A 23,236-nucleotide genomic window follows, 5' to 3' on the forward strand; every position below is an offset into this window, starting at 1 on the left:
ACGGACAAGCGCGGTTTTGCGCCCAGCCGTGACCGTGCCCCCATCTTTTTGGTGGATTGACACTCTGCTCCCTGTGACTTCACCCCCTGCGCAGCCTCTTGTGCCATCACAGGGGAAACTCTTCAAACCGCTGGAAACGCGGCCGAAAAGTACTTAAAAAACGACTCTAGTTGAAGCAGCTAACAAATAGTGAACATTCGTTAAAGCAAAGTCTGAAATGTGAACTAAAGCTCGGTTTGGCCTTTGGCTTCCAGCAAGTTGTATGCGGGTGCAACTTGGGCAGGGCAAGGCGCCGGCCTAAGATCGCCCGGATGAACGTACTACCGGTCCCCTTGCCCCGCTTCTGGTCCCAGCTCACCACGCGCGACTTCGCGGCGCTCGATGCGGCGGCCACCGTCGCGGTGCTGCCGCTGGGCGCCACCGAGCAGCATGGTCCGCACCTGCCGCTGGGCGTGGACACGGTGCTGGCCGACGGCATCGTGGCCGCGTCGCTGCCGCTGCTGGCTGCGGATCTGCCGGTGCTGTTCCTGCCGACCCAGCAGATCGGCCTGAGCCCGGAACATGCCCGTTTTGCGGGCACGCTCACGCTGTCGGCCGAGACCCTGATCCGCATGTGGAACGAAATCGGGGCGGGCGTGGCGCGCGCCGGGGTGAAGAAGCTGGTGCTCTTCAACGCGCACGGCGGCCATGTGGGCGCGATGGACATCGTGGCGCGCGAGCTGCGTGCGGCGCACGGGCTCATCGTCTACAGCGTGAGTTGGTTCAACCTGCCGCTGGGCGATGCGGGTGCGCAGTTCAGCGCGCAGGAGCACCGCTTCGGCGTGCACGCGGGCGAGATCGAGACCTCGATGATGCTGGCGCTGACGCCCGAGCGCGTGCGCATGGGCGAGGCGAAGGATTTCCGCTCGACCTCCGAGCAGCGCGCGGCCGACTACGAGATCCTGGGCAACGGCAAGAGCGCCAAGCTCGGCTGGGCGATGGAGGACTACAACGCGGAGGGTGCGGCCGGCAATGCAGCCGCGGCGACGGCGGCGAAGGGGCAGACGGTGATCGATGCGGCTGCGCAGCAACTGGCGCTGTTGCTGGTCGAGGTGTCGCGCCTGCCGCTGGCCACGGCCAACACCCAGCCGCTGCCCTGATCCGCTTCAGGCAGCGCTGCGCGCGAGCACCCCGGCGAACATGTCCGAATCGACATTGCCGCCGCTCACGCTGATGCCCACCGTCTTGCCGCGCCAGCGCGCCTGCTGCTGAAGCGCGCCCGCCAATGCGGCGGCACCGGCGCCTTCGGCCACGTTGTGCGTGTCGGAAAAGAGGATGCGCATGGCTTCGCCCACTTCGTCGTCGGTGACGGCGATCACGTCGTCGGCTTCGCGCAGGATCACCTCGACCGATTCGGGCACCGGCACACGGCAGGCCATGCCGTCGGCCAGCCGCGTGCTGACCGGTGACTCGACCGGCTTGCCCGCGCGGAAGGAATCGCGGTACGCGGTGGCGTGTGCCGACACCACGCCGATGATCTTTGTAGCCACGCTGCAATGCGCCCGCGCCACGGCCGCGCCGGCAAAGCCCGAGCCCAGGCCGATGGGCACGAACAGCACGTCGGGCGGCGCGTCCTTGAACGCGCTGAAGAATTCGACATACGCGGTCGACACGCCGCGCACCAGCTCGCGATGGAACGACGGCACGCGGTGCAGCGCGTCACGCTCCGCCAGCAGGGCCGCGTGTTCCGATGCCGCCTGGAAGTCGTCGCCATGCTCGACCAGCGTGACGCCGAGCGCGCGCATCGCGGCGTTCTTCTCCTGCGAATTGCCGTGCGGCACCACGATGGTCGCGCCCAGCCCGTGCCGCCGCGCCGCGAAGCCGAGCGACTGGCCGTGGTTGCCGCGCGTTGCGCTGATCACGTGGCGCACCTCGGGCTCTTCGCGCGCGAGGGTCTCGAAGTACGTCAGGCCGCCGCGGATCTTGAAGGCGCCGACCGGCGTGTGGTTCTCGTGCTTGGCCCAGAGCGTCGCGCCCAGGCGCTGCGACAGCAGCGGCCAGGTGTATTGCGGGGTGGGCGGCATGGCCGCGTGCACGGTGCGCTGCGCGGCTTCGATCTCTTCGCGGGTGAATCGCATGGGCGGCTTACTTTCTTTCGGTCAGGGCGACCCGCACGGCGAGCGCGGCCAGCACGCTGCCCATCACATAGCGCTGCGCGCGCAGCCAGCCGGCGCTTTGCGACAGCGCTGCGGTGATGCTCGCGGCGCCGAAGATCATCACGGTGTTGACCACCGCGCTGCTCGCCATCTGTGCCATGCCCAGCTGCATGCTCTGCAGCAACACAGAGCCGCGTTCGGGATGGATGAACTGCGGAAAGAACGACAGGTAGAACATCGCCACCTTCGGGTTCAGCAGGTTCGTGAGAAAGCCCATGCGGAAGAGCTTGGCCGGCGGATCGGCCGGCAGCGCGCGCGCCTCGAAGGGCGCGTTGCCGCCGGGGCGCACCGCCTGCCACGCGAGCCAGAGCAGGTAGGCCGCACCCGCGATGCGGATCGCATCGAATGCGAGCGGCACCGCCAGCAGCAGCGCGGTGAGCCCGAGCGCGGCGGCGAAGAGGTGCACCAGGAACGCCATCAGCACGCCGCCCAGCGAGATCATTCCCGCACGGCGGCCCTGGATCAGGGTGCGCGAGACGCAATAGATCATGTTCGGCCCCGGCGTGAGCGCCAGCAGCAGCGATGCGAGGGCGAACCAGGCGATTTCGGTGAGGCTCAACATGGTCAGAGTCCTTTGGATTCGAGCGTGACGGGGCCGCGTGGCGTGTCAAACACCGCAACGAGGTTGGGCGGGCCCGCATTCACCTTCAGCGCGCCCATGCCGATGGCCGAGAGCGCGGCGGCGAGCGCGGGCCCACGCGGATGCGCCACATGCAGCGAGCGCAGCGCCAGGCCCGAGGCGGGCATGGCATGGGTCGGGTGCACCGGCCCCCACTGGATCAGCGTCGGCAGCGCGCCATAGAAGAGCCGCTGGCCGTCATCGCGCACCGCGATCTGCCATTCGAGCCGGCCGGCCGGCGTGTCGCGCGAGGCTTCGAGCAACTGGCCGCGGTCGATGTGCGCATGCTCTTCGTGGGCCAGCGCGCGGATTGCGGCGGCGGCATCGGGCACGCGCGCCACGAAGTGGATGAGCCGCGGACCGTGCTGCGCCAGACCCGCCTGCAGCGCCGCATCGTCCAGGTCGAACCAGCGGCGCGTGCCGGGCCGCGACGGCTCCTTGCCGGGCTCGATGGCGATGATTTCCGCGTAGGCCCGCGGGAACGCATCGCTGGCCACATTCAGCAGCCGGTTGTGCGTGCCCATCAGCGGATGCGCGCCGCCCGGCCCGGGCGTGACGCCGAGGGTTTCTTCGCACCAGGCCACGCCTTCGGCCAGCGAGGCGGCGGCGATCACCAGGTGGTCGAGTTCGGCGTGCATGTCGGATTGCCTCTCGGGCTCTCAGAGCGTGACGTTGCCGTCGATGCAGGTCACGGCGTCGCCGCCGACCCAGATTTTTCCGTCGCCGTCGCGCTCGATGTACACGCGGCCCGCACGGCCCAGGCACTGGCCCTGCGCGGCCAGATAGCGCTCGGGCATGTGGCCGTCGGCGATCAGCCATTCGGCCAGGCTCGCGTTCAGGCTGCCGGTGACCGGGTCTTCCTGCACGCCGATCGGCTCGGCGAAGGCGCGCACCTCGAGATCGATCTTCGCGCCGTCGTCGTTTGGCGTGGCGGGGCGGTTGCCGAAGGCGCGCGCCTCGCGGTTGGAGCGGCCGATGAGCAGCGAGGTGTCGTGCGCCGCGGGCACGCCGGCCACGCCGGCCTTCACGCCCAGCTCCTTCAGCGCGCGGTGGTCGGGCTGCAGCGCGAGCACCGCGTCGGCGTCGTTCAGCAGCAGGCCGAACCAGACCGGGCCGTTGTCCAGCACCTGTGCCGCGACCACCTGCTGCGCCTTCAGGCCCAGCGCCCCGGCCACCTTGGCGAGCAGCGCGGGGCTCGGGGCGCTGCGCTTGAGCGGCGGCGCGGCGAAGGCCAGGCGGTCGCCATCGCGCCGCAACGGCACCAGGCCGGCGTTGCATTGCTGCACCACGCGGCCCGCCACCTTGGGCTTGCCGCCGGCCTGCAGCCACGCATGGCAGCTGCCGATGGTCGGATGGCCGGCAAAGGGCAGCTCGCCGCCGGGCGTGAAGATGCGCACGCGGTAGTCGGCGGCCGGGTCGGTCGGCGGCAGCAGGAAGGTGGTCTCGGACAGGTTGGTCCACTGCGCGAAGCGCTGCATCGCGGCCTCGTCGAGGTCTTGCCCGTCGATGACCACGGCCAGCGGGTTGCCGTAGTAAGCGGTGGCAGTGAAGACGTCGACTTGCTTGAAGGGGCGGGATTTCATCGGATTCATTCGAGGGACAGGTCGAGCACGCCGCGCGCGCCCGGGCGGGAAAGAAGATCGGCGTACCAGCGCTCCACGTTCGGCCAGCTGGGCCGCTGGTATTCGACGGCAGGCAGGCCGAACCAGCGGTGCGCCTCGCAGCCGACGGGGATGTCGGCCATGGTGAAGCGCTCGCCGGCCAGGTAGGGGCGGCTCGCGAGGTGCGCATCGAGCAGGGCGAACAGCGCTTCGCTCTCGCGCACGGACGCATCGATGAGCGCGGGCTGGCGCTCGGCAGGCGGCGTACGCACCCATTGCACAAATGCGTCGCGGCTCGCGCGGTTGAGCGTGGTCTGCTGCCAGTCCATCCAGCGCTCGGCGTCGAAGCGCGCGGGCAGCTCGCTCGGGTAGAAGCTGCCGTGCGAATGCTTCGCGCAGAGGTAGCGAACGATCACGTTCGACTCCCAGAGCGTCACGCGCTCGGCGCCTTCGCCGTCGTCGATGGTCGGCACCATCGCATTCGGATTGAGCGCGAGGTATTCGGGCGTCTGCACCACGCCGAACCTGCCGCCGGCCTCGGTGCGCTGGAAGTCCAGGCCGAGTTCCTGCGCGCACCACACCACCTTGCGGACGTTGATCGAGCTGATGCGGCCCCAGATGTTGAGCATGATTTTCAATGTCCTTGTGCGGGAAGTGCGGCCACGGGGGCGGCGGGTCTGTCGAGCATCAGCAGGCGAATGGCCAGGCCGATCATCACGAGGGCGAGCAGGGCGCGCTGGAATTTTTCGGCGCCGGGTCGGCGCTGCAGCCAGCGCCCGACCTGTCCGCTGCAGGCACCCAGCAGCGTGTTGAAGGCCAGCGCAGCGATCGACAGCACGACGCCCAGCTGCACCAGCTGCAGCGGCACGCTGCCGCGCGACGGATCGACGAACTGCGGCAGGAACACCATGAAGAACAGCAGCGCCTTCGGATTGACGAGGTTGTTCAGCAGCGCCATGCGCACGATGCGCCCGAAGCCGGCGGGCTGGGCCTGCGCGTCCATGCGAAGGCCGCCATTGCGCAGCGCCTGCACCGCGAGCCACACCAGGTACAGCGCGCCTGCATAGCGCAGCACGTCGAACGACGGCGGCCATGCGGCCACCAGCGCGGTGACGCCGGTTGCTGCAAAGAGCGTGTGCACCAGGTCGGCCGCAGAGATGCCGATGGCTGCCGCGAATCCGCCGCGCGGACCATGCGCCACGCCGTGCGAAAGCACGAAGGCCATGTTCGGTCCGGGCGAGAGGAACAGCGCCAGCACGGCGAGCAGGAAGAGCGAGAGCGTCGCGATGCCGATCATCGTTCCCTCACACCGATGCGGGCGCGAGCTTGTGCTCGCCGAGCAGCGCCAGCTCTTCGCGCAGCGTCACCGCGAGTGCGGCGATGGCGGTATCTATCTCTTCCACGCTGGCCGTCACGAACGACAGGCGCAGCGTGCGCGGATCGCCCAGGCCCGCGTAGAACGGCGCGCCGGGCACGAAGGCCACGTTGCGCTCGACCGCCTTGGGCAGCAGCTTCACGGTGTCGATGCCCTCGGGCAGGCGCGCCCACAGGAACATGCCGCCCTTGGGCGCGTTGAACTTCACGTCGAGGCCAGCCATCTCGCGCGTGAGCGCGGCGATCATCGCGTCGCGCTGGCGCTTGTAGAGCGCGCGGATCGTGGGCACGTGACGCTCGAGGAAGTTGTCCTTCATCACGGCCGACACCATCCGCTGCGTGAAGATCGGCGTGTGCAGGTCGACGGCCTGCTTGGCCTGCAGCAGCTTCGGGTAGATGGCCTTGGGCGCCACCAGGAAGCCCAGTCGCAAGCCGGGCGCCAGCACCTTGGAGAACGAACCCAGGTAGATGCAGCCTTCGGGGTTGCGCGCGGTCAGCGGAAGCGGTGGGGCTTCGTCGAACCAGAGCTCGCCGTAAGGGTTGTCTTCGATGATCGGCAGGCCCGCCTCGGCGGCGGCGGCCGAAACGGCGGCGCGGCGCGCTTCGGTCATGGTGCGGCCCGTCGGGTTCTGGAAGTTGGGCAGCAGGTAGACGAAGCGCGCGTCCTTCGCCTTGGCGACCAGGTCGTCGACGATCACGCCGTCTTCATCGCTCGCCACGCTCACCGGGTTCGGCTCCATCGGGCCGAAGGCCTGCAGCGCGCCGAGGTAAGTGGGCGTTTCCACCAGCACCTTGCTGCCCGGATCGATCAGCACCTTGGCCACCAGGTCCAGGCCCTGCTGCGAGCCGGTGGTGATCAGCACCTGCGCGGGGTCGACGTTCCACGGCAGCATGTCGGCCACGGCCTGGCGCAGCGGCGCGTAGCCCTCGCTCGCGGCGTACTGCAGCGCGGCCTGGCCGTCGTTGTGCAGCACTTCGGCGCAGGCGTCGGCAAAAGCCTGGATCGGGAAGGTCTTGGGCGAGGGCAGGCCGCCCGCCAGGCTGATGATGCCGGGGCGTTCGGTGACCTTGAGGATTTCGCGCAGCACCGACGGGTTCATCTTGGCGGCGCGGGCGGCGAGTTTCCAGTTCATGGCGTTTCTTCTTTCAGGCTTCAAGCGGGTGAGGTGAGATTCGATGGCAGGTCGCCAAGGGATGCAACATGGATTTTGTTGCAGCCGGTGTGAAGTGGGGTGGCATCGGCTTCTTCCGGCCGCGCCCGCTGGGAGCGGCGCGGCGACCGGTGCGGCCTGAGGCTGCGAGAGCCGCTTGCCGATGACCACCGTGGCCACCACCGCGATCGCGAAGCCCAGCGTCACCAGGTCGAGCGGTTCGCCGAGGATCGGGATCGACGCGAGGATCGAGAGAAAGGGCTGCAGCAGTTGCGTCTGGCTCACGCGCAGCGCGCCGCCGAGGGCGAGACCGCGGTACCAGGCGAAGAAGCCGATCCACATCGAGAACATGCCCACGTAGACGAAGCCCAGCCACGACGCCGTGGCGATGGGCTGCGTCGGCCACAGCGCCAGCGTGGCCGGCAGCGTGACCGGCAGCGCCATCACGCAGACCCAGCAGATCACCCGCTCGGCGCCCAGCGACGGCGTGACATGCGCGCCGTAGATGTAGCCGAACGATGCGGCGATGACCGCGCCCACCAGCAGCAGGTCGGCCCATTCGAAGCCGAAGCCATGGCCGCTCTGGCTCGCGCGCAGCACCGAGAACACCACCACCAGCAGGCTGCCTGCGATGGCGCAGAGCCAGAAGCCGAGCCGCGCGCGCTGGTGCAGCACCCATGCGGCGACCGCTGCGGTCACGAGCGGCAGCAGCGCCGTCACCACCGAGGCATGGCTGGCCGTGACCACGCGCAGCGCATAGGCGAGCAGGAGCGGATAGCCGATGGCGTTGCCCAGCACCGCCATGCCCAGCGGCTTCCACTGGTGCGCGGCCGGCCGTGGCGAGCGCGTGACGAGCAGGAAGATGGCCGACAGCACACCGGCCAGCGCCGCGCGCCCGAGCGTCACGAACCACGGCGACAGCTGCGGCGCGGCCTGCGTGCCCGTGGCCAGCCGCGTCATCGGCAGCGTCACCGCGAACAGCGCCACGCCGATCACGCCGAGCCACATGCCCAGCGTTTCGTCCTTGATGTTGAATCCCTTGCTCATACGCTCACCATCCACCACGCCGTGAGCACCAGCACCACGCCCATCGCGCGGTTGAACCACAGGAGGCGCTTGCCCTTCGCGAGCCAGTCGCGCAGCAGCGCGCCGACCAGCGCATAGGCGAAGTTGCTGACGAAGGCATAGAACAGCATCACCGGCGCGACGATGGCAAAGCGCGAGAGCGCATCGGGCTGGCCGGCGATCCACCCGGCCACCAGCGTGAGCGCGAGGAGCCAGGCCTTGATGTTGACGAACTGCAGCATCACGCCCTGGCCGAAACCGACGGTGAGGCTGGCGCTGTCGGCCTTGCCGAGCTTGGCGCTGCCGCTGAGCTTGTACGCCAGCCACAGCAGGTAGGCGATGCCCAGGCCCTTGATCGCCAGGCGCAGCGGCGGCACCGCGACCACCAGCGCGCCGAGGCCGGCCGCGCAGATCGCCAGCAGCAAGGTCCAGCCGACCGGCACCGCGACCACGAAGCGCATCGCGCGCGGCAGGCCGCCGTTGGCCGCGAGGGCGGTGGAAAGCGTGGTGTTGGGTCCGGGCGAAAAACTCATCGCCGTGGCCAGCACCAGCAGCGCGGTGAATTCTTGCCAGTTCATGACACAGACTCTAAACTTGTGACCATTACAGTTCCAGTACAGATGGTCGAACAAACACGGCATCTGTATTGGTTAATCCGTCGACACAGCATGCTGACACGCACCTCCACCCAATCGTTGACCAGCCAGCTCGCAGACCGCCTGGCCGAACGCATCCGCACCCGGCTGCTGCCGCCCGGCGCCCGATTGCCCTCGGTGCGCGAATGCGCGCGGCAGCAGGGCGTGAGCCCGTACACGGTGGTCGCCGCGTACGACCAACTGCTCGCGCAGAGGCTCGTCGAAGCCCGCCGGCAGCGCGGTTTCTACGTGCGCGATTCGGCACCGGTACAGGACAGCCGCCCGGGCAGCGGCGCGGCTGCGCAAGGCGTGAGCGGCATGCCGGCGGCGATGGCCGTGCAGATGATGGCCTCGCGCGTGCCGGCCGACGCGAGTTCGCTGATCCGCAGCATGTTCCATCGCCCGAGCGACAAGCCGCAGCCCGGCATGGGCGTGTTCCCGCCGGACTGGATGTCGTCCACCTTCATGCCCACGGCCGTGCGTCGCATGACCAGTACAGCCGTGCTGCAGGAGCTGTCGCTCCAATACGGCGAGCCCGCCGGCGACATGAGCCTGCGCCGCAGCCTCTCGCAGAAGCTGGTGGGCATCAACGTGCCGGCCGCGCCCGACCAGATCATCACCACCATCGGCGCCACCCATGCGCTGGACATCGTGAGCCGCACGCTGCTGCGGCCGGGCGATCCGGTGATGGTCGAGGAGCCCGGCTGGGCGCTGGAATTCGCGCGCCTCGAGGCGCTGGGCATGCGCATCCTGCCGGTGCCGCGCCGCGCCGACGGGCCCGACCTGGAGGTGATGGCGCAGTACTGCGTGCTGCACAAGCCCAAGCTCTTCGTGAGCGTGAGCGTGCTGCACAACCCGACCGGCTACAGCCTCACGCCCGGCAGCGCGCACCGGGTGCTCAAGCTCGCGAACGAGCACGATTTCCACATCGTCGAGGACGACACCTACAGCCACCTCGCGCCTGAGCACGCCACGCGGCTGAGTGCGCTCGACGGGCTGCAGCGCACCGTCTACGTGAGCGGCTTCGCAAAAATCATCGCGCCCAACTGGCGCATCGGCTTCCTGGCCGCGCCGCCCGCGCTGAAGGATCGGCTGCTGGAGACCAAGCTGCTGGCCACGCTCACCTCGCCCACGCTGTTCGAGCGGGCCTTGTCGTGGTGCATCGACCAGGGCCAGCTGCGCAGGCATTCGGAGCGCGTGCGCATCCGGCTCGACGGCGCGCGCGGGCGGGCGGTGAAGCTCGCGATGTCGCACGGCTGCACCTTCGCCTCGGAGCCGGCGGGGCTGTTCGGCTGGGTCGACACGGGCGTCGACACCGACGCGCTCACCCAGCGCATGCTCGACCAGGGCTATCTGCTGGCGCCGGGGTCGCTGTTCCATGCGCGCCGGCCGCCCAGCACGATGATGCGGATCAACTTCGCGACCTCGCAGGACGCCACTTTCTGGAAAGTTTTCAGCAAGGTTCGCAGCGAGCTTTGAGGCCGGGTTCCGGGGGCTTGGAGTAAGCTGGCAGCACAAGAAAACCCAGCCTGGAGACCCTCCGCATGACCAATGCCAGCAAACCCTTCGACTTCAGCCAGTTCGTCCCCGGATTCGACTTCCTGAAGAACCTGGCCGGGGGCGCCGCAGCGGGCACCGGCGCCGCGTCGGTGCCGGGCATCCCGAGCCTGGCGAGCTGGGTGGCGCCCACGCTGAGCGTGGAGGAGGTCGATAAGCGCATTCAGGAACTCAAGACCGTGCAGTACTGGCTCGAGCAGAACGGCCATGCGCTCAAGGCCACGATCCAGGCGCTGGAAGTTCAGAAGATGACGCTCTCGACCCTGCGCGGCATGAACGTGCGGATGGAAGACCTGGCGAGTGCGTTCACCAAGCAGGCGGCAGCAGCCACAGCAGCTCCGGCGCCCGCCTCCTTTGCAGCCGCTGCACCCGAACCCGAGCCGGTCGAGGAAGAAAACGACGCTGAGGTCGACGAAGAAGAAGCACCGGCACCGAAGAAAAAGCCGCGCGGCAAGGCCGCCGCCACCGACGCCGCCGGCGTGGTCGATCCGATGCAGTGGTGGGGCTCGCTGACCGAGCAGTTTCAGCAGATCGCCAGCACGGCGCTGCAGGACGCGGCCCAGCTCAAGGTCCCCGCCATGGCCCAGCCGCTGGCCGATGCGGTCGGCAAGGCGATGGGCAAGCCGGCCGCCGCGAAAAAGCCCGCGGCCAAGGCCGCGGCAAAAAAGGCGGAAACGCCCGCCGCCAAGAAAAAGACCCCGACCGCCGCGCGCAAGCGAACCACCGGCCGTCGCTGACGTCACACACATCCACTTTTGAAGAGAACGGGTTGGCACGCATCATGAAGTTGTTTCCCACCGGCCATGCCACCCATCCGCAATGGCGCATGGCGGCCGGCCTCGTGCTGGCCCAGTTGCGCGCACAGATGGCCTTGCCCGACTACGCGGCGTCGCCGACGCTCGGGCTGCTCTACATCACCGACCACTACGCGGCCGAGGCGCAGGAGATCCTCGATCACCTGAGCGCCGAGCTGCCCGAAGTGACCGACTGGTCGGGCACCGTCGGCATCGGCGTCTCGGCCAACAACGCCGAGTACTTCGACGAACCGGGCATGAGCCTCATGCTCTGTGCACTGCCGAGCGACCAGTACCGCGTGTTCTCGGGCGTGGCGCCGCTGAGCAATTCGGAGATGAGCGGGTTCGAGGCGCACACCGCGCTGGTTCATGCCGACCCCGCGACGCCCGACCTCACCGAGCTGATCGGCGAGATGGCCGGCCGCACCGACACCGGCTACCTCTTCGGCGGGCTCTCGTCGGGCCGCGGCGGCGCGCTGCAGTTCGCGGTGGGCGGCAACGGCAACATCCGCGGCCATGGCGCGGCCGGCGGTGTGTTCTCGGGCGGCCTGTCGGGCGTGGTGTTCGGCGAAGGCGTTCGGGTGGTGTCGCGCGTCACCCAAGGTTGCCAGCCGCTGCGCTCGGGCGTGCGCGAGCGCGAGATCACCGAGGCCGATGGCAACCTCCTGCTCAAGCTCGACGGCGAACCCGCGCTCGACGTGCTGCTGGCCGACCTGCAGGTGTCGCTCGAACGGCCGCAGGAAGCCATCGACGCGGTGCGCAGCACGCTGGTGGGCCTGGCCGATGCGGGCAGCGACGGCGTGCGCCGCACCGGCGACCTGGGCGCCGACGTGCTGGTGCGCCACATCATCGGCCTGGACCCGACGCGCCGCGGCATCGCGATCGCCGACGTGGCCGAGGCCGGCATGCGCTTGACTTTCTGCCGCCGCAACGCGCAGGCGGCGCGCGCCGACCTGATGCGTATCTGCGCGGAGATTCGCGAGGAGCTGGAGCCCGAAGAGCAGACGCTGGCGACCGCCAGGGCCGTCGCGGCTGGCGAGGCCGAAGCGGCGCCGCACCCCGCGCGCCGCATCGCGGGCGCGGTGTACGTGAGCTGCTCGGGACGCGGCGGTCCGCATTTCGGCGCGCCGGGCGCCGAGCTGCAGATCGTGCGGCACGCGCTGGGCGACGTGCCGCTGGTCGGCTTCTTCGCCGCGGGCGAAATCGCCCGGCACCACCTGTATGGCTACACCGGCGTGTTGACGGTGTTCACCAGCAAGGATTGAGCGCGACCGGGCCCGGGATCAGGCCGGCTGCAGCACGCGCGGCTGCGGCGCCGGCATGCCGGTGAACGCGAAATCCACCTCCGGCGCGAGCCCGCTCACGATCCGCGCGATCGACTTGCCCGAGCCGCAGGCGTGCGTCCAGCCGAGCGTGCCATGGCCGGTGTTCAGGTACAGGTTCGGCAGCTTTGTCTTGCCGATCATCGGCACGTTGCTCGGCGTCGCGGGGCGCAGGCCCGTCCAGAACTGGGCCTGCTCGGTGTCGCCGGCGCCGGGGAACAGTTCTTCGACGCGCCGCACGATGGCTTCGCAGCGCACGCGGTTCAGGTCCCGGTCGTAGCCGTTGAGTTCGGCCGTGCCGGCGATGCGGAGGCGATCGCCCGATTCCGAGGTGTAGCGCGAGAACACGAGCTTGTATTCGTCGTCGGTCAGCGAGACCTGGTGCGCCTTCGAGGCGTCCTTAACGGGCAGCGTCACCGAATAGCCCTTGGCTGGATAGATCGGCAGGCGGATGCCCAGCGGCGCGGCGTAGAGCGGGCTCAGCGAACCCATCGCCAGCACGAAGGCATCGCCGCGGATGCGCTGGAAGCGGCCTTCGCTGTCGGTCGCCTCGACGTGGTCGATGCTGCCGCCGGTCTCGCGCAGCGCGGTCACCGTGTGGCTCATGAGGAACTTCACGCCGGCCCCGGTCGCGAGCTTGACCAGTTCGCGCGCGAAGCGGTTGGCGTCGCCGGACTCGTCTTCGGCCGTGTAGGTGGCGCCCGCCAGCTGGGGGCGGATGTGGGCGAGGGCGGGCTCGATCTTCACGGCCTCGTCGGCCGAGATCACCAGCCGTTCGCAGCCCAGCGCGCGCATCTGCTCGGCGGGCGCGAGGGCGCCGTCGAACTCTTTTTGCGTCGTATAGAAATGCAGGATGCCCTGGGTGCGCTGGTCGTAGCTCAGGCCGGTATCCCGGCGCAATTGCTGCAACATTTCACGGCTGTAGGTGCCCAGGCGAACGATCTGCTCGATGTTGTGCTTCGTGCGTGCCGGCGTGCATTCGCGCAGGAACTGCAGGCCCCAGAGCCACTGGCGCATGTCGGCGCGGATGCGAAAGAGCAGCGGGGCGTCTTCCTTGCCCAGCCATTGCAGCACCTTGAGCGGCGCGCTGGGGTTGGCCCAGGGCTCGGCATGGCTCACCGAGATCTGCCCGCCGTTGGCGAAGCTGGTTTCGGCGGCCGGGGTGGCCTGCCGGTCGATCACGGTCACTTCGTGGCCGAGTTGCTGGAGGTAGTAAGCCGAGGTCACGCCGAGCAGGCCGGCGCCAAGAACGATCACGCGCATTGCAAGTACCTTTGAGGTGCAGCGCTTGAATGGCGGATGTGGTGTGCTATTGATTCAATAGCAAGCAACCGGACGTCCGCCGTCCAAGTTGCCGCTCCCCCTGTCCTCGGTACCTGAGAGATTCACCTGTTGCGACTTCGCAACAGGTTTGCTCCTTCGGTGCATCGCCACGTGAAATGGCTGATGGCTCTCCAGACGGCGTTTGATGTGGTGCAGTACAGACCCCTTGTTCGGGCCGACCTGAGCGTTTATGGGAGTTTGCGCCTTCGGTAGGGCCACCGTGGTGGCCCGCTCTCCTGCAGTCGGGCGATTGTAGGTGGGTACCTTTGGCTACGCCAACCCCGGGTTTCACCTTGCGGGCTGATGGGATAATCATCCGTTCATTCGCCAGAGGGCGAAGGTTCGACAACAACAGGGGACCCCATGATCCTGGTAACCGGCGGCGCAGGCTTCATTGGCGCCAATTTCGTACTCGACTGGATCGCGCAGAGCGATGAGCCGGTCGTGAATCTCGACAAACTGACCTACGCAGGCAACCTCGAGACGCTCGCCTCGCTCAAGGACAACCCGAAGCACATCTTCGTGCAGGGCGACATCGGCGACAGCGCCCTGCTCGACCGCCTGCTGGCCCAGCACAAACCCCGCGCCGTCGTGAATTTCGCTGCCGAATCGCATGTCGACCGGTCGATCCACGGCCCAGAAGACTTCGTGCAGACCAACGTGCTCGGCACCTTCCGCCTGCTCGAATCCGTGCGCGGCTTCTGGAATGCACTGCCGGCCGACCAGAAGGCTGCCTTCCGCTTCCTGCACGTATCGACCGACGAAGTCTACGGTTCCCTCTCCAAGACCGACCCGGCCTTCACCGAAGAGAACAAGTACGAGCCGAACAGCCCCTACTCGGCCAGCAAGGCGGCCAGCGACCACCTCGTGCGCGCCTGGCACCACACCTACGGCCTGCCGGTAGTCACCACCAACTGCTCGAACAACTACGGGCCGTTCCACTTCCCCGAGAAGCTCATCCCCCTCATGATCGTCAACGCCCTGGCCGGCAAGCCGCTGCCCGTGTACGGCGACGGCATGCAGGTGCGCGACTGGCTCTATGTGAAGGACCACTGCAGCGCCATCCGCCGCGTGCTCGAAGCCGGCAAGCTCGGGGAGACCTACAACGTGGGCGGCTGGAACGAGAAGCCGAACATCGAGATCGTCAACACCGTCTGCGCGCTGCTCGACGAACTGAGCCCCAAGGCCGACGGCAAGCCGTACAAGGAACAGATCACCTACGTCACCGACCGTCCCGGCCACGACCGCCGCTACGCCATCGACGCGCGCAAGCTCGAGCGCGAGCTCGGCTGGAAGCCCGCCGAGACCTTCGACAGCGGCATCCGCAAGACCGTCGAGTGGTACCTGGCCAACGGCGAATGGGTGCGCAACGTGCAAAGCGGCGCGTACCGCGAGTGGGTCGAAAAGCAATACGACGCGAAGGCCACGGCATGAAGCTGCTGCTGCTCGGCAAAGGCGGACAGGTCGGCTGGGAGCTGCAGCGCAGCCTCGCCCCCCTGGGTGAACTGGTCGCGCTCGATTTCGACAGCACCGACTTCAACGCCGATTTCAGCCGCCCCGAGCAACTGGCCGAAACGGTGCTGAAGGTCCGCCCCGACGTCATCGTCAATGCCGCCGCGCACACCGCGGTCGACAAGGCCGAGAGCGAGCCCGACTTCGCCCGCAAGCTCAACGCCACCTCGCCTGGCGTGGTGGCCGAAGCCGCGCAGCAGATCGGCGCGCTGATGGTTCACTACTCGACCGACTACGTCTTCGATGGCAGCGGCAGCAAGCCATGGCAGGAAGACGATGCGACTGGCCCGCTCAGCGTGTACGGCAGCACCAAGCTCGAAGGCGAGCAGCTCGTGGCGCAGCACTGCGCGAAGCACCTGATCTTTCGCACCAGCTGGGTGTATGCGGCGCGCGGCGGCAACTTTGCCAAGACCATGCTGCGCATCGCCAAGGAACGCGACAAGCTCACCGTCATCGATGACCAGTTCGGCGCGCCGACCGGTGCGGAACTGCTGGCCGACATCACCGCGCATGCCATTCGCGCGACGCTGCAGGACCCTTCCAAGGCTGGCCTCTACCACGCGGTGGCCGGCGGCGTGACCACATGGCATGGCTATGCGCGCTTCGTGATCGAGCAAGCCAAGGCCGCGGGCGTCGAGCTCAAGGCCGGGCCGGAAGCGGTAGAGCCCGTGCCCACCACGGCGTTCCCGACGCCGGCCACGCGGCCGCACAACTCGCGCCTGGACACCACCAAGCTGCAATCGACCTTCGGCCTCATGCTGCCCGAGTGGCAATCCGGCGTCGCCCGCATGTTGCGCGAAACCTTCTGACATCTGCAGAGCAAGAGAGAGACACGAACACCCCATGACCAAGACGACGCAACGCAAAGGCATCATCCTCGCCGGTGGTTCGGGCACGCGCCTGCATCCTGCGACGCTGGCGCTCAGCAAGCAGCTGCTGCCGGTGTACGACAAGCCGATGATCTATTACCCGCTGAGCACGCTGATGCTCGGTGGCATGCGCGACATCCTGATCATCAGCACGCCGCAGGACACGCCGCGCTTCCAGCAGTTGCTGGGCGACGGCAGCCAGTGGGGGATCAACCTGCAGTACGCGGTGCAGCCGAGCCCGGATGGGTTGGCGCAGGCGTTCATCATCGGGGACAAGTTTTTGGGCAACGATCCCAGCGCGCTCGTGCTGGGAGACAACATCTTCTACGGGCATGACTTCGTGCACCTGCTCGCCGACGCCGACGCAAAGCAGTCCGGCGCAACCGTGTTCGCCTACCACGTGCAAGACCCCGAGCGTTATGGCGTGGTGGCCTTCGATGCCCAGGGCAAGGCCAGCAGCATCGAAGAAAAGCCGCTGAAGCCCAAGAGCAACTATGCGGTGACCGGCCTTTACTTCTACGACAACCAGGTCGTCGACATCGCCAAGGCCGTGAAGCCCAGCGCGCGCGGCGAACTCGAGATCACGGCGGTCAACCAGGCCTACCTCGACCTGGGCAAGCTCAACGTGCAGATCATGCAGCGCGGCTACGCGTGGCTGGATACGGGCACGCACGAAAGCCTGCTCGAAGCCGGCCAGTTCATCGCCACGCTGGAGCACCGCCAGGGCCTGAAGATTGCCTGCCCCGAAGAGATCGCCTGGCGCAATGGCTACATCGACAAGGAGCAGTTGGCGCGGCTGGCCGTGCCATTGCAAAAGAATGCCTATGGCAAGTACCTCAATCGCCTGCTTGTCGAAGACGCTCACTCCGGTCTCTGACACCTAAAACAATTACTTCAGCAATACAAGCCATGCATTCATCAAGCCAGACCCTGACAGGTCAGAAGTACCTCGTAACCGGCGCAGGCGGTTTCATCGGCAGCCACTTGGTCGAAGCACTCGTGCGTGCCGGTGCCGACGTGACAGCCATGGTCCGTTACGGTTCTGCATCGAGCTGGGGCAACCTCGAATTCGCACCGGATGACGTGAAGGGGCAATTTCGCGTCGTGGCGGGCAACATCGACGACGGTGATTTCGTCATGCATGCCATGCAGGGCATCGACGTGGTCTGCCATCTGGCGGCCCTGATCGCCATTCCGTATTCGTACGTTGCCCCGCGCAGCTATGTGCGCACCAATGTCGAGGGAACGCTCAATGTCGTGGAGGCCGCGCGCCGGCTGTCGGTTCGTCGCGTCGTCCACACGAGCACCTCGGAGGTGTACGGCACCGCGGTGCGGGTGCCGATCGACGAAGAACATCCGCTGCAAGGACAGTCGCCCTACTCGGCCTCGAAGATCGGAGCGGACAAGATCGCCGAGAGCTATTACCGTTCGTTCGACACCGGCGTCGTGACCTTGCGCCCGTTCAATACCTTCGGTCCGCGCCAGTCGGCCAGGGCATTCATTCCGACCATCATCTCGCAGGCACTGACGCAGGATGTGATCAAGCTAGGGTCGCTGACACCCGAGCGCGACATGACCTTCGTCACGGACACGGTCGCCGGCTTCGTCGCTGCTTCGGTGACGCCCGGTATCGAGGGACAAACCATCAACCTCGGAACCGGCTCGACCTACACGATCGGCCACTTTGCCGAGCGCATCCTCAAGCTGATGGGCGTGGAAAAGGAGATCGTTGCGGACACCGCGCGCATGCGTCCCGACAAGAGCGAGGTCTTGAAGCTCGTCTCCGACAACGCGCTGGCCGCGAAGTTGATGGGATGGTCTCCGCAAGTCGACCTGGATGAGGGATTGCGCCAGAGCATCGAATTCATCCGGCGCAATATCCACCTGTACCGCCCCGCGGTCTACACCGTCTAAGGGAGCAAGCACCATGAAAGCAGTCGTCATGGCCGGCGGCAAGGGCACGCGCCTTCAGCCGTTCACCGCCTCGTTTCCGAAGCCTCTCATGCCCCTCGGGGACATGCCCGTGCTGGAGTTGCTGTTGCGGCAGCTTCGCCGTGCCGGCGTCGACGAAGTCATCCTTGCGGTCAACCATCTGCATCATCTGATCCGCGCGTTCTGCGGCGACGGTTCGCGATTCGGGCTGAAGATCGACTACAGCCTCGAGGACAGCCCCCTGGGTACGGCCGGCCCGCTCGGCGCATTGATCGACAAGGTCGGCGAGAATTTCATCGTCACCAACGGCGACCTGCTCACCACTTTCGATATCGGCCAGCTGATCCGCACCCATGCCGAGCGGGAGTCGGATGCCACGATCTGCGTCTACGAAAGAGAAGTGAAGATCGATTTCGGGCTCATCCAGGTCGATGCGGAGATGAATCTCCAGGGCTACCTCGAGAAGCCCATGAGCAAGCACCTGGTCAGCATGGGCCTCTACATGCTCAATCGCGATGCGGTGAAGCCGCATGTCAGCGAGGGCGTTCACCTGGACATGCCGGACCTGTTGCTCAAGCTGAGTGCGGCCGGCAAGAAGGTTCGCTGCCATCAGCAGCCCGAGAGCTTCTGGCTGGACATCGGCCGGCCGGAAGACTACTCGACGGCGCAGAAGATGTTCGACGAGAGTCGCGAGCTTTTCCTGCCCGAATAACCATGCGCGTGCTTGTCACCGGCGCCAGCGGATTCGTCGGACGGGCGGTGCTTGATGAACTGCGGGCGCGTGGCCTTGAAACCATCGCCATCAGCAGAACCGAACGGGCTGCCGTCGCAGGCGAGACGAGGCGCCTGCTTTCCAACCCTGGCGATGCGGCCGAGGTCCGCGATCTGCTCCTGTCCGCGGAGCCGCAGATCGTCATGCATCTGGCGGGTGTTTCCGCTGCGCCCTCCTACAGCGAGCTTTACGAGGCCAACGTCGCCTTCGCGGCCAATCTTCTGGACGCCGCGCTCGCCATGCCGCGCAAGCCGCGCGTGGTCCTTGCGGGCAGTGCGGCCGAGTATGGGCCGGTGTCCGCCGCCCTTCAGCCTGTGCGGGAGGACGCGGCTTGCCGCCCCAACACGGCCTATGGCGCCAGCAAGTTCGCCCAGACAAGCCATGCCTTCATCGCCGCGTCACGCGGCTTGTCCGTCGTGGTGGCCCGGTTGTTCAATCCCATCGGGCCCGGCATGCCGAAGTCCCTGGCCCTGGGAAGCTTCGCGCACCAGATCGCGAGCATGGGCGGGCAAGGAGGCGTGCTCGCGACCGGCGATCTCGATGTGGTGCGCGACTTCATGGATGTACGGATCGTTGCGAAGCTTCTCGTCGATCTGTCCCTGGTGAGCGATGCCTCTGCGGAGGTGGTGAACATCTGCACCGGCGACGGCCAGCGGCTGCTCGACCTGACACAGCGTTTGATCGCCGTCTCCGGCGTGCCTGTCGAATTGCAGCATGACGAATCGCGGCGCGGCAACAGCGATGTCAGGGCTTTCGTCGGCGATCCATCCCGGCTGAAGGCATTGGGGTTTCGCACCGAGCCCTCCGACATGGATGCCGTTCTCGAAGCAATCCTGCACAGCGCGCGCGAAGCGATCTCCGCAACCTAGAACGAGGGCTCGCAAGGAACGCGTCCAGCCCGGTGCCGGACGGCCCTTCGTTTTTCACAGGCAAACCAACAAAAGATGATCTGCAACGCGTGCTCCGGTACCCGCTTCGAGCCATTCGCCATTCGGGTGGATGGCATGGAAATCCAGCAGTGCACCCGCTGCGGCCTGGGTGTGATTGCCCGCTTGCCCGAGAACACAGAGGCGTACTACGACGACAACTACTACGTGAACGGAGAGCGCAGCGGCTATGCGGACTACAGCTTCATGGCCGAGCATGGGCTGGGTTGGGCGTTTGCGCTGGTTCGGCTGCTGGCCGATCACGGAAAGATTCTCGACATAGGTTGCGCCGACGGCTATCTGCTGGACAAGTTCGCGGACGCCTTCGACAAGTTCGGCATCGAGGTCAACGCCAGGGCAGCCGGGCAGGCGCAGGACAAGGGCATCAAGCTTCTTGGCAACGACCTGCTGGATCCGCAACTGGTGCATGACCATCGAGCCGCGTTCGACGTCGTAACCGCCATCGCGGTCTTCGAGCACCTGCTCGATCTGCGCGGCGGATTCCGCGCAGCCGTCGACCTGCTGAAAGACGACGGGTTCCTGCTGTTCGAGGTTCCCGTCATGTCGGCCAAGTCCAGCAATGCGGCATGGCTGAACAGTTCGCTGGAGCACATCTACTATCCGACCGAGCAGGCGATCCGCCACATCGTCGAGACGGAACTGGGCGTTCATCTGACCGGTGCGGAGGTTTCCATCAAGGACTACGCCTCGACCTATGTCGGCATCGTCACGAAGAACGAACGCCAGGCTGCACGCGTCAAGGAAGTTTTCGAACGCTTGCTGAAGGCCGATTTCGACAGCGCGGCGACCGAGGAGGTCAGGGCCTCGACGCACCTGCACCTGCTGCACGCCGGGCAGGCGACCGAGGCTTCGGTGCAATCGCTCACACGGCTGGACGGCAGCGAGTTCACGCCGCCGCTCGTTGCACGCATCGCCCAGCTCTGGTCGTTCGACCTGAAGAGGTTGCAATCCAGTGCCGTGCAACTGGCGGATTGCGGGGCCGCAAGCCGCGAGATCCAGCGCCTGAAGAGCGAAGTCGACGTGATCCTCGCGGACGCGCGCCTCAATGCGGCGCAGGCCACCGAGGCCATCAACTTCGAGATCAGGCGCGCTGCGGAGCGCGAGGGGGAAGCGGCAGCGCTTCGCAGGAAGCTGTCCGAGGAGGTCGGGAAGACCGCCGCCATCGAACACCGGGCTTTGGAGGTTGCGGGTCGGCTGGAGGCCATGCAGCAAACCATCGCATGGCGAGCCACGGCGCCCGTGCGTAGCTGGGCGACGAACAATCCTCGCGCTGCAAGGCGGGCCAAGCAACTCGCAAAGCTGGTGTGGTGGACGCTGCGGGGCCGTATCTTCGACCACCTTCGGGAATTCAGGCGCCGGCGCGTGCTGGCCGGGAGTGGCGCAGGGAGCCTGGAAGTCGCAAGGCGCACCGCGGCGGCGGTTCGCCTCCTTCCGCCGGCGGGCGTTGTGCCGGATGCCGTGAACCCGCCGAGCGGACCGGACTGGCCATCGGATCGTCCGCTCGTCAGCATCGTGATTCCTTGCTTCAACTACGGTCACCTCGTCGGCGATGCGATCCGCTCGGTCGAGGCGCAGACCTTCACCGACATCGAGATCATCGTGGTGGAAGGGGGCTCGAGCTCCCCCGAGTCCCGCCAGCGCCTCGTCGAGGCAGTCGGCAAGGCCTCGCCCAAGCTGCGGCTGCTGCTGCAGGACAGGCCGTACCGTGCCGGGGCCAACCGCAACTTCGGCATCAGCCACGCGAGGGGCAAATACATCTGCTGCTTGGATGCCGACGACCGCATTGCCGCCACCTACATCGAGAAAGCCGTCTTCGTGCTGGAGCATTCCGGTTACCAGGTGGTCTCGCCGGGACTGCAGTTTTTCGGCGACAAGTCGGAAGTCTGGACACCGCACGAACGCCCGACACTGGATATGTTGCTGGAAGGTAACAACGCGCTCACGTGCGCGGTGTATCCCAAGGACCTCTGGCGCAGGGCGGGCGGATATCGGGATTCGGATCCGGCGACCGGGCATGTTCACGAGGACTGGCTGTTTTGGGTGAGGCTCGCCGCGCTTGGAGCACGCTTTATCGGTATTCGCGAACCACTTTTTCTTTACCGCAGCCACGGCGAAACCTTGAGCAACAGCCGAGCCGTCCTGGAAAACGAAGTTCAGAAAATGCTGGTTCATCGTTTCAACGAGGACGTGCTGACGGAAGAGGCCCTACGCACCGCGCGAACGAACGGCGCATCGCCGCCTCCACGCTTGCCCCAATCATTTGCGATCCGGCGGCGTTTTCATATTCGGGCTGCTGGTCCCTCGCTTCTGATCGCGATGCCGTTCCTTGTTTTGGGTGGTGCAGAACGTCTATTGAGCGGCATCGTCTCGCAATTGGCAAAGAACGGTTGGCGCGTGACCATCGTGACAACCGTTCCGGTGGGCCAGGCGCACGGCGACACCACATCTTGGTTTGAATCGGCTACCCCCGAAATATTCCATTTGCCGAGGTTTCTCGAGCAGGAATACTGGCGGGATTTTCTCGATCATCTGCTGCAATCGAAAAATATCCAATTGCTCTGGGTGATCGGCAGTTCTTTTGTCTATGACCAATTGCCAGCGCTGAAATTAAGGCATCCGCGCCTTGCCGTGGCCGATCTGCTTTTCAATACGGTCGGCCACACCGCCAACAATCGGCGATATGCCGACTGCATCGATCTCACCTTTGTCGAAAACTCGGAAGTCCGGCAGTGGCTGATTGCTGCAGGGGAGGCGCCCGAGCGCATCGAGATGGTGGAGAGCGGCGTCGACCTGGACCAGAATGCACCCGCGGCAAAAGACCAATTGCCAGTTGGCTTTGACGGAATCTCCAGCGAATCGGTCGTGGTCGGATTTTTCGGGCGATGGTCCGAGGAAAAAGATCCTCTTGGATTTGTCGAGATTGCCAAACGCCTGTCCAAGGATATGGATGTCGTGTTCTTGATGACCGGCGCCGGGCATCTCGAATCAGAAGTAAAAACCGCGGTTGCGGCGGCCAACTTTCCGGCAGGGCGCTTTCTGCTGCGGGGAACCGTGCCGGAAATGAAACCGTACCTGCAAGCGTGCGACATTCTGTGCCTGCCCTCCCGCTTGGACGGGCGCCCGAACATCGTCATGGAAGCACTGGCGAGCGGTACGGCGATCGTTGCGTCAAGAGTCGGTGCACTGCCGGAGATGATGGAAGAGGGACGGCAAGGTTATTTGTGCGAACCCGGAGCCTACGATGAATTCGCTCGAAAAATCGAAGAATTGGCTGCAAACAAAGAAAAGCTCGACGATTTCAAACTGAGCGCGAGAGAATTTTCCGAGCGTCGATTCGACATAAAGAAAATGCTCCGACGGTACGAAGAAGAGCTTGTTAAGCTGATGAAAAATTCGAAGGATTGAAGAGAGGCTTTTTGTGCGGCGGATATCGCGCTGTATTTCATTCGGGTGCTAAAGGTTTTATTCCGAATAAAAGGAAATGCGCAAAATAAATTCGCCTTGACCCTTGTTTGATCTTTCCGGCCGCACCAGCACGGGATGCGTGCAGAAAGACGGCGGTGATCGT

The 23,236-nt window shown here is 66.2% G+C and carries 20 protein-coding genes, 1 pseudogene and 2 riboswitches; of the genes and pseudogenes, 11 read left to right on the forward strand and 10 right to left on the reverse strand.

Translation table 11 applies throughout. From position 1 onward, the window contains the following. Positions 1 to 311 precede the first annotated feature (311 nt). Entirely contained in the window at positions 312 to 1,139 is an 828-nt protein-coding gene (locus M2282_RS13310) for a creatininase family protein (RefSeq protein WP_280809251.1), read from the forward strand. A 6-nt stretch (positions 1,140 to 1,145) separates the two neighbouring features. Here the strand turns inward: M2282_RS13310 and M2282_RS13315 are convergent, their stop codons facing one another. The 9 genes and pseudogenes from M2282_RS13315 to M2282_RS13355 all read right to left on the reverse strand — a co-directional run bounded on the left by M2282_RS13315 (position 1,146) and on the right by M2282_RS13355 (position 8,583). Continuing rightward, positions 1,146 to 2,117: a threonine dehydratase gene (locus tag M2282_RS13315; protein ID WP_280809252.1), complete on the reverse strand. Its 972-nt coding sequence runs from the start codon at positions 2,115 to 2,117 to the stop codon at positions 1,146 to 1,148. A gap of 7 nt (positions 2,118 to 2,124) precedes the next feature. Then, positions 2,125 to 2,757, reverse strand: a complete 633-nt coding sequence (locus M2282_RS13320; RefSeq protein ID WP_280809253.1) for a LysE family translocator — start codon at positions 2,755 to 2,757, stop codon at positions 2,125 to 2,127. 2 nt (positions 2,758 to 2,759) lie between these two features. Beyond that, positions 2,760 to 3,452: a VOC family protein gene (locus M2282_RS13325; RefSeq protein ID WP_280809254.1), complete on the reverse strand. Its 693-nt coding sequence runs from the start codon at positions 3,450 to 3,452 to the stop codon at positions 2,760 to 2,762. Positions 3,453 to 3,473: 21 nt separating this feature from the next. Beyond that, the gene (locus M2282_RS13330) at positions 3,474 to 4,397 is read right to left on the reverse strand and encodes a PhzF family phenazine biosynthesis protein (protein WP_280809255.1); all 924 of its coding nucleotides are present in this window, start codon (positions 4,395 to 4,397) and stop codon (positions 3,474 to 3,476) included. A gap of 5 nt (positions 4,398 to 4,402) precedes the next feature. Then, on the reverse strand, positions 4,403 to 5,044 hold the full coding sequence (locus M2282_RS13335; RefSeq protein ID WP_280809256.1) for a glutathione S-transferase family protein: 642 nt from the start codon (positions 5,042 to 5,044) through the stop codon (positions 4,403 to 4,405). 5 nt (positions 5,045 to 5,049) lie between these two features. Next, a complete protein-coding gene (locus M2282_RS13340; protein ID WP_280809257.1) occupies positions 5,050 to 5,712 on the reverse strand; it encodes a LysE family translocator in 663 nt (220 codons plus the stop codon). Between the two features lie 7 nt (positions 5,713 to 5,719). Then, positions 5,720 to 6,922: a PLP-dependent aminotransferase family protein gene (locus M2282_RS13345; RefSeq protein ID WP_280809605.1), complete on the reverse strand. Its 1,203-nt coding sequence runs from the start codon at positions 6,920 to 6,922 to the stop codon at positions 5,720 to 5,722. 120 nt (positions 6,923 to 7,042) lie between these two features. Continuing rightward, a pseudogene (locus M2282_RS13350) lies at positions 7,043 to 7,987 on the reverse strand (DMT family transporter); the annotation flags it as partial. Then, positions 7,984 to 8,583: a LysE family translocator gene (locus tag M2282_RS13355; protein ID WP_280809258.1), complete on the reverse strand. Its 600-nt coding sequence runs from the start codon at positions 8,581 to 8,583 to the stop codon at positions 7,984 to 7,986. The gene M2282_RS13355 and the pseudogene M2282_RS13350, both read right to left, overlap by 4 nt. 90 nt (positions 8,584 to 8,673) lie before the next feature. Between M2282_RS13355 and M2282_RS13360 the strand changes: the two genes are divergently transcribed. The 3 genes from M2282_RS13360 (at position 8,674) to M2282_RS13370 (ending at position 12,256) form a co-directional block, all read left to right on the forward strand. Further along, entirely contained in the window at positions 8,674 to 10,119 is a 1,446-nt protein-coding gene (locus tag M2282_RS13360) for a PLP-dependent aminotransferase family protein (protein WP_280809259.1), read from the forward strand. Positions 10,120 to 10,184: 65 nt separating this feature from the next. Beyond that, positions 10,185 to 10,934, forward strand: a complete 750-nt coding sequence (locus M2282_RS13365) for a PhaM family polyhydroxyalkanoate granule multifunctional regulatory protein (protein WP_280809260.1) — start codon at positions 10,185 to 10,187, stop codon at positions 10,932 to 10,934. A gap of 44 nt (positions 10,935 to 10,978) precedes the next feature. Further along, positions 10,979 to 12,256 (forward strand): FIST signal transduction protein, encoded by a 1,278-nt coding sequence (locus M2282_RS13370; RefSeq protein WP_280809261.1) that lies wholly within the window; start codon positions 10,979 to 10,981, stop codon positions 12,254 to 12,256. Between the two features lie 18 nt (positions 12,257 to 12,274). Here M2282_RS13370 and M2282_RS13375 read toward each other — a convergent pair whose 3' ends face one another. Next, positions 12,275 to 13,576, reverse strand: coding sequence for a D-amino acid dehydrogenase (locus tag M2282_RS13375; protein ID WP_280809262.1), 1,302 nt, complete (start codon positions 13,574 to 13,576; stop codon positions 12,275 to 12,277). A 90-nt stretch (positions 13,577 to 13,666) separates the two neighbouring features. Then, a riboswitch (glycine riboswitch) is annotated at positions 13,667 to 13,781 on the reverse strand. A gap of 7 nt (positions 13,782 to 13,788) precedes the next feature. Then, positions 13,789 to 13,885, reverse strand: a riboswitch (glycine riboswitch). A 114-nt stretch (positions 13,886 to 13,999) separates the two neighbouring features. On the opposite strand from M2282_RS13375, the gene rfbB reads away from it, so the two are divergent. The 7 genes from rfbB (at position 14,000) to M2282_RS13410 (ending at position 23,073) form a co-directional block, all read left to right on the forward strand. Next, complete coding sequence (gene rfbB, locus M2282_RS13380; protein WP_280809263.1) at positions 14,000 to 15,070, forward strand: dTDP-glucose 4,6-dehydratase; 1,071 nt, start codon at positions 14,000 to 14,002, stop codon at positions 15,068 to 15,070. Continuing rightward, positions 15,067 to 15,957 (forward strand): dTDP-4-dehydrorhamnose reductase, encoded by an 891-nt coding sequence (rfbD, locus tag M2282_RS13385; protein ID WP_280809264.1) that lies wholly within the window; start codon positions 15,067 to 15,069, stop codon positions 15,955 to 15,957. Before rfbB ends, rfbD begins: the two co-directional genes overlap by 4 nt. Positions 15,958 to 15,991: 34 nt before the next feature. Further along, positions 15,992 to 16,894: a glucose-1-phosphate thymidylyltransferase RfbA gene (gene rfbA / locus M2282_RS13390; RefSeq protein WP_280809265.1), complete on the forward strand. Its 903-nt coding sequence runs from the start codon at positions 15,992 to 15,994 to the stop codon at positions 16,892 to 16,894. A gap of 32 nt (positions 16,895 to 16,926) precedes the next feature. Further along, positions 16,927 to 17,931: a GDP-mannose 4,6-dehydratase gene (locus M2282_RS13395; protein WP_013539237.1), complete on the forward strand. Its 1,005-nt coding sequence runs from the start codon at positions 16,927 to 16,929 to the stop codon at positions 17,929 to 17,931. A gap of 13 nt (positions 17,932 to 17,944) precedes the next feature. Further along, a complete protein-coding gene (locus M2282_RS13400; protein WP_280809266.1) occupies positions 17,945 to 18,661 on the forward strand; it encodes a sugar phosphate nucleotidyltransferase in 717 nt (238 codons plus the stop codon). 2 nt (positions 18,662 to 18,663) lie between these two features. Continuing rightward, complete coding sequence (locus M2282_RS13405; protein ID WP_280809267.1) at positions 18,664 to 19,590, forward strand: NAD-dependent epimerase/dehydratase family protein; 927 nt, start codon at positions 18,664 to 18,666, stop codon at positions 19,588 to 19,590. 75 nt (positions 19,591 to 19,665) lie between these two features. Beyond that, on the forward strand, positions 19,666 to 23,073 hold the full coding sequence (locus M2282_RS13410; protein WP_280809268.1) for a glycosyltransferase: 3,408 nt from the start codon (positions 19,666 to 19,668) through the stop codon (positions 23,071 to 23,073). Positions 23,074 to 23,236 lie beyond the last annotated feature (163 nt).

The organism is Variovorax boronicumulans, from assembly GCF_029892485.1.
In the GTDB taxonomy this organism is placed as follows: Bacteria; Pseudomonadota; Gammaproteobacteria; order Burkholderiales; family Burkholderiaceae_C; genus Variovorax; species Variovorax boronicumulans_B.